Origin of the sequence: Mycobacterium sp. (assembly GCF_032162105.1) — a bacterium.
GTDB lineage: Bacteria > Actinomycetota > Actinomycetes > Mycobacteriales > Mycobacteriaceae > Mycobacterium.
Genome location: NZ_JAVRPS010000606.1, coordinates 1 through 3755, shown reverse-complemented (window position 1 = coordinate 3755; position 3755 = coordinate 1). Strand labels below are relative to the sequence as shown.

Below are 3755 nucleotides of genomic sequence, written 5' to 3'. Positions count from 1 at the left end.
CGTTTCGGAACTCCGCCATATTCGCTGCGGAACACCGACGGCGTCGCCGGAGAATAGCGGATTGGTCCGGCGCGCGATCCTGCAATGGTCGAGTGAGGCAATTTGCCAAATCCGGCGGGCTCATCGCAGGCCTGCGCGTATCGCACTGCGATCCGCTGATCCATCGCGGCGAGCGCCTGGTGCCCAGAGACGGCCTACCAAAAGTGCCGGCATCACTGGCCCATCGCATCCACGATCTGATTCGGGTGGTTAGGCCATTTTTCACGGCGAACATGCAGGTCCTAGGCATCGGGCGCCTGGCACTCCTCGCGGCCGTGCATCCCACATGTGACTGGCATCACTACGAACGGCACCTAGCGGCGTGCGAACGGCAAGGTACGACCGCCCTGCGGTAGCGCCTGTACGTAGGCGTTGACCGAGCCTATCGTTCACTCAGTTACAGACTCGAAACAGGCGCTCGGGTGAGCGAAGTGATTCGACGACCGACGGCATTATGCGGCGAGATGTAACCGACCAGATGGAGCCGAGGATCTATACACAGCCAACCGGAGTTTCGGCTCGCCGAATTCAGCAAATAGGAATTCAGCAAATATGACGTGAATGCGATCCGTCCTAAACGGCTTTCGCATTCCACACAAACAAACAACGAAGTTTCACTAATGAGGAGGTGGGGTCCTATGACGATCACTGATGAACCAGCCAACCTACTGAGCGAACTCGGCTTGGACAAACAGAATCACGCAACCATTGGTCGGCTACTCGGAACCGGTTCCATCGCCAGGGCCACCGAACGAGCGGACGGCACGATGGAGGCGACGATCCGGATCAAGGAGGACGAGGTCGCCTGGGAGCCTGCGGTCCTGGTCTTGCCGCACGGCGGCAATCTCGAACTGACGGTCATCAACGACGACAAGAACACGCACGCCGCGTTGTTCCCGAGCAACGGTGACAAGAAGTTCCTCTGGCTGCTGAACCACTCGAAGGGTCGGGCGAAGCTCAACCTGGACGGCCCCGGCTACTACTGGTACAGCTCGCCCGGCGGCAACGACGAGGGTCGGGGACTCACCGCCGCCATCGTCGTGCTCGGCGAGGTGCCGCCGGAAGCCCGTCTCGACCGTCCCGACCAGCCACGCCCGTAGGAGGAACCCAAATGACCATTGAATACGTGGACGCCGGCGAGGCGATCGACCACAGCGCGCTGAGCGCCATGACCGGCACTGCGCCCGCGGTGACCGACAACGTCAACTACGACCGCCTGCTCGACGCACGTTCGGAATCCCAGAACTGGCTCACCTACTACGGCGCCTATGACGGCCAGCGCTACAGCCTGCTGGACCAGATCAACACCGAAAACGTCAAGAGCATCGGTCCGGCCTGGATGTTCCAGGCTGGCACCGCCGGTCACATTGCGGGTGCTTCGACCTATGCGTTCGAGGCGTGTCCGTTGGTCGTGGACGGCGTCATGTTCGTCACCGGCTGGGACGGCTGGTTCTGGGCTCTCGACGCGAAGACGGGCCAGCAGCTCTGGTCTTACAAGCACGCCGTGCCCTTCGACGTCTCGCTCTGCTGCGGCAACGTCAACCGCGGCTGCGCGGTGGCCAACGGCAAGGTGTACTTCGTCACCCCCAACGCCCACTTGATCGTGCTGGACGCCACCAACGGAAAGCTCGTGTGGGAGAAGACGACTGGCGACGTGCGTGCGGGCGAGAGCGCCTCAATGGCTCCATTGGTCATCAAGGACACGCTCATCACCGGCGGCGCAGGCGGCGAGTTCGGCGTGCGAGGCCACATCGACTGCTGGAACCTGGAGAGTGGCGAGCACCTGTGGCGCACGTACACCGTGCCCAAGCCGGGTGAGAAGGGTTCGGAGACGTGGCCCGCCGACGGTGAGGCCTGGGCGCGCGGTGGTGGAAACCACTGGGTCACCGGGACTTACGACCCGGAGTTGAACCTGTACTACGCGGGTACCGGCAACCCGGCACCCGACTTCGACGGCGCCGTCCGCGAGGGTGACAACCTCTACACCGACAGCGTCGTGGCGCTGGACGTCGATACGGGTGAGATCAAGTGGCACTACCAGTTCACCCCGCACGACCTATGGGACTACGACTCCACGATGGAGATGACCCTGTTCGAGCGGGATGGCAAGAAGCTGCTCGGTCACTTCGACAAGAATGGCTACTTCTTCGTTCTGGACCGCACGAACGGCGAGTTGCAGCACGTCACTCCGTTCGTGGACCGGATCGACTGGGGCGTCATCACCCGCGACGGCAAGGTGACCCCGCGGAAGTATCCGGACAAGGAGGGCGAGCCGGTCCACTTCTACCCGGGCCCGGCAGGCGCGAAGGAGTGGACGCACGCGGCGTACAGCCCACGGACCGACATGTTCTACGTACCGGTCGCCGACGTGGGCGCCACCGCGACTCGTCGGCGTCGGGAGTTCAAGGAGGGCATGCCGTACTGGGGCGCTGCCGTCCAGGTGGACATCGACGACATGGCCGGTTCAGTGAGCGCGTTCGACAGCCACGGTGAGGAGAAGTGGCGCTGGCGTATCGACTACCCAATGGCCGCGTCGGTGCTCGCCACCGCAGGCGACCTGGTGTTCGCAGGCACTCCGACCGGCGAATTCGTCGCGCTCAACGCCCGCACCGGCGAAAAGCTGTGGGAGTTCCAGTGTGGTAGCGGCCACCACAGCAGCCCCTCGACGTACAGCGTCGACGGCAAGCAGTACGTCGTCGTGCCGGTCGGCTGGGGTGGCTGGCTCGAGGGCATCATCCCCGGAATGCTCGGCGCGGGCCACGGCAGCGCGTTGATCGCATTCGCCCTGCCGGGCTGATTCCCATCCGCTGGACCGTCCAGAAATCGAGAGAAAGAAGGAGAACACCATGGAGAGAAAGATCGCTGTCAGCACTCTGCAGAAGTGGGAGCCCCCAACGTTCGCAGAGATCCGGGTGTCCGCCGAGGTGACCGCATACGTGGCCATCTTGGACGCGGGCAACTAGCCGATCACGTCAAGGGCGCCGGGCCGGATCGGCCCGGCGCCCGTCGCGGCAACCTCAACGGAGGGAGTGATCGGTCGTGTGGGTGCGAGTGCTGGGATCAGCAGCCGGCGGAGGGTATCCGCAGTGGAACTGCGGGTGCCCCCAGTGCCGCGCGGTGCGGACCGGCTCGCGACCCTGCGTCCCACGCTCCCAGTCGTCGATTGCGGTGAGCGCTGACCGGAAGCAGTGGTTACTGTTCAACGCCTCACCGGACATCCAGTCGCAGATCGAGTCCTTCCCGGATCTGCATCCCGATGAGGGCAGGGTGGTCCGGCTGCAGGCCGTGCTGCTCACCGACGCCGAGCTCGACCACACCCTCGGCCTGCTACTGATGCGGGAGGGGCGCGGTCTTGAAGTGCACGCGACCGAATCGGTGCACGAGACCCTGACCGCCGGGACCGGGCTGCTCAGGACGCTCGAGGCGTACTGCCCGGTCAAGTGGCACCCGGTGCTGCTCGGCGCCGAGGTGCCGCTTGGTGACGGGTTGTCGTACCGCGCGTTCGACGTACCCACCGTCAAGCCGATGCGGTTCCCCGGAGGCGCGACGCACGGCCGGGTCGTGGGCTACCGCATCACCGACACCAGCAGTGGCCGCAGCCTGGTCTACCTGCCGTGCGTGCAGCAGCTCACCCCCGACGTCCTCGAGGAACTGGCCGACTGCTCCGGCCTGCTGGTCGACGGCACCTGCTGGCGGGACGACGAGATGTCCAGCCT

At 64.6% G+C, this 3755-nt stretch carries 4 protein-coding genes; all 4 read left to right on the top strand.

Annotated elements, in window-relative coordinates:
- The first annotated feature begins 677 nt into the window (after positions 1 to 677).
- Positions 678 to 1139 carry an MSMEG_3727 family PQQ-associated protein gene (locus QOC69_RS30930; protein WP_526446324.1) on the top strand — a complete coding sequence of 154 codons (462 nt, stop codon included), beginning with the start codon at positions 678 to 680 and terminating at the stop codon, positions 1137 to 1139.
- 11 nt (positions 1140 to 1150) lie between these two features.
- A complete protein-coding gene (locus tag QOC69_RS30925) occupies positions 1151 to 2836 on the top strand; it encodes a PQQ-dependent dehydrogenase, methanol/ethanol family (protein ID WP_526446323.1) in 1686 nt (561 codons plus the stop codon).
- Between the two features lie 49 nt (positions 2837 to 2885).
- Entirely contained in the window at positions 2886 to 3002 is a 117-nt protein-coding gene (gene pqqA / locus QOC69_RS30920) for a pyrroloquinoline quinone precursor peptide PqqA (RefSeq protein ID WP_526446322.1), read from the top strand.
- A gap of 76 nt (positions 3003 to 3078) precedes the next feature.
- On the top strand, positions 3079 to 3755 hold a 677-nt coding region (gene pqqB, locus QOC69_RS30915; protein ID WP_526446321.1), incomplete at its 3' end, for a pyrroloquinoline quinone biosynthesis protein PqqB.

Excerpts from the sequence above, each read along its gene's own strand:
- QOC69_RS30930 (WP_526446324.1), top strand. The coding sequence starts at position 678 with ATGACGATCACTGATGAACCAGCCAACCTACTGAGCGAACTCGGCTTG.
- QOC69_RS30925 (WP_526446323.1), top strand. The coding sequence starts at position 1,151 with ATGACCATTGAATACGTGGACGCCGGCGAGGCGATCGACCACAGCGCG.
- pqqA (WP_526446322.1), top strand. The coding sequence starts at position 2,886 with ATGGAGAGAAAGATCGCTGTCAGCACTCTGCAGAAGTGGGAGCCCCCA.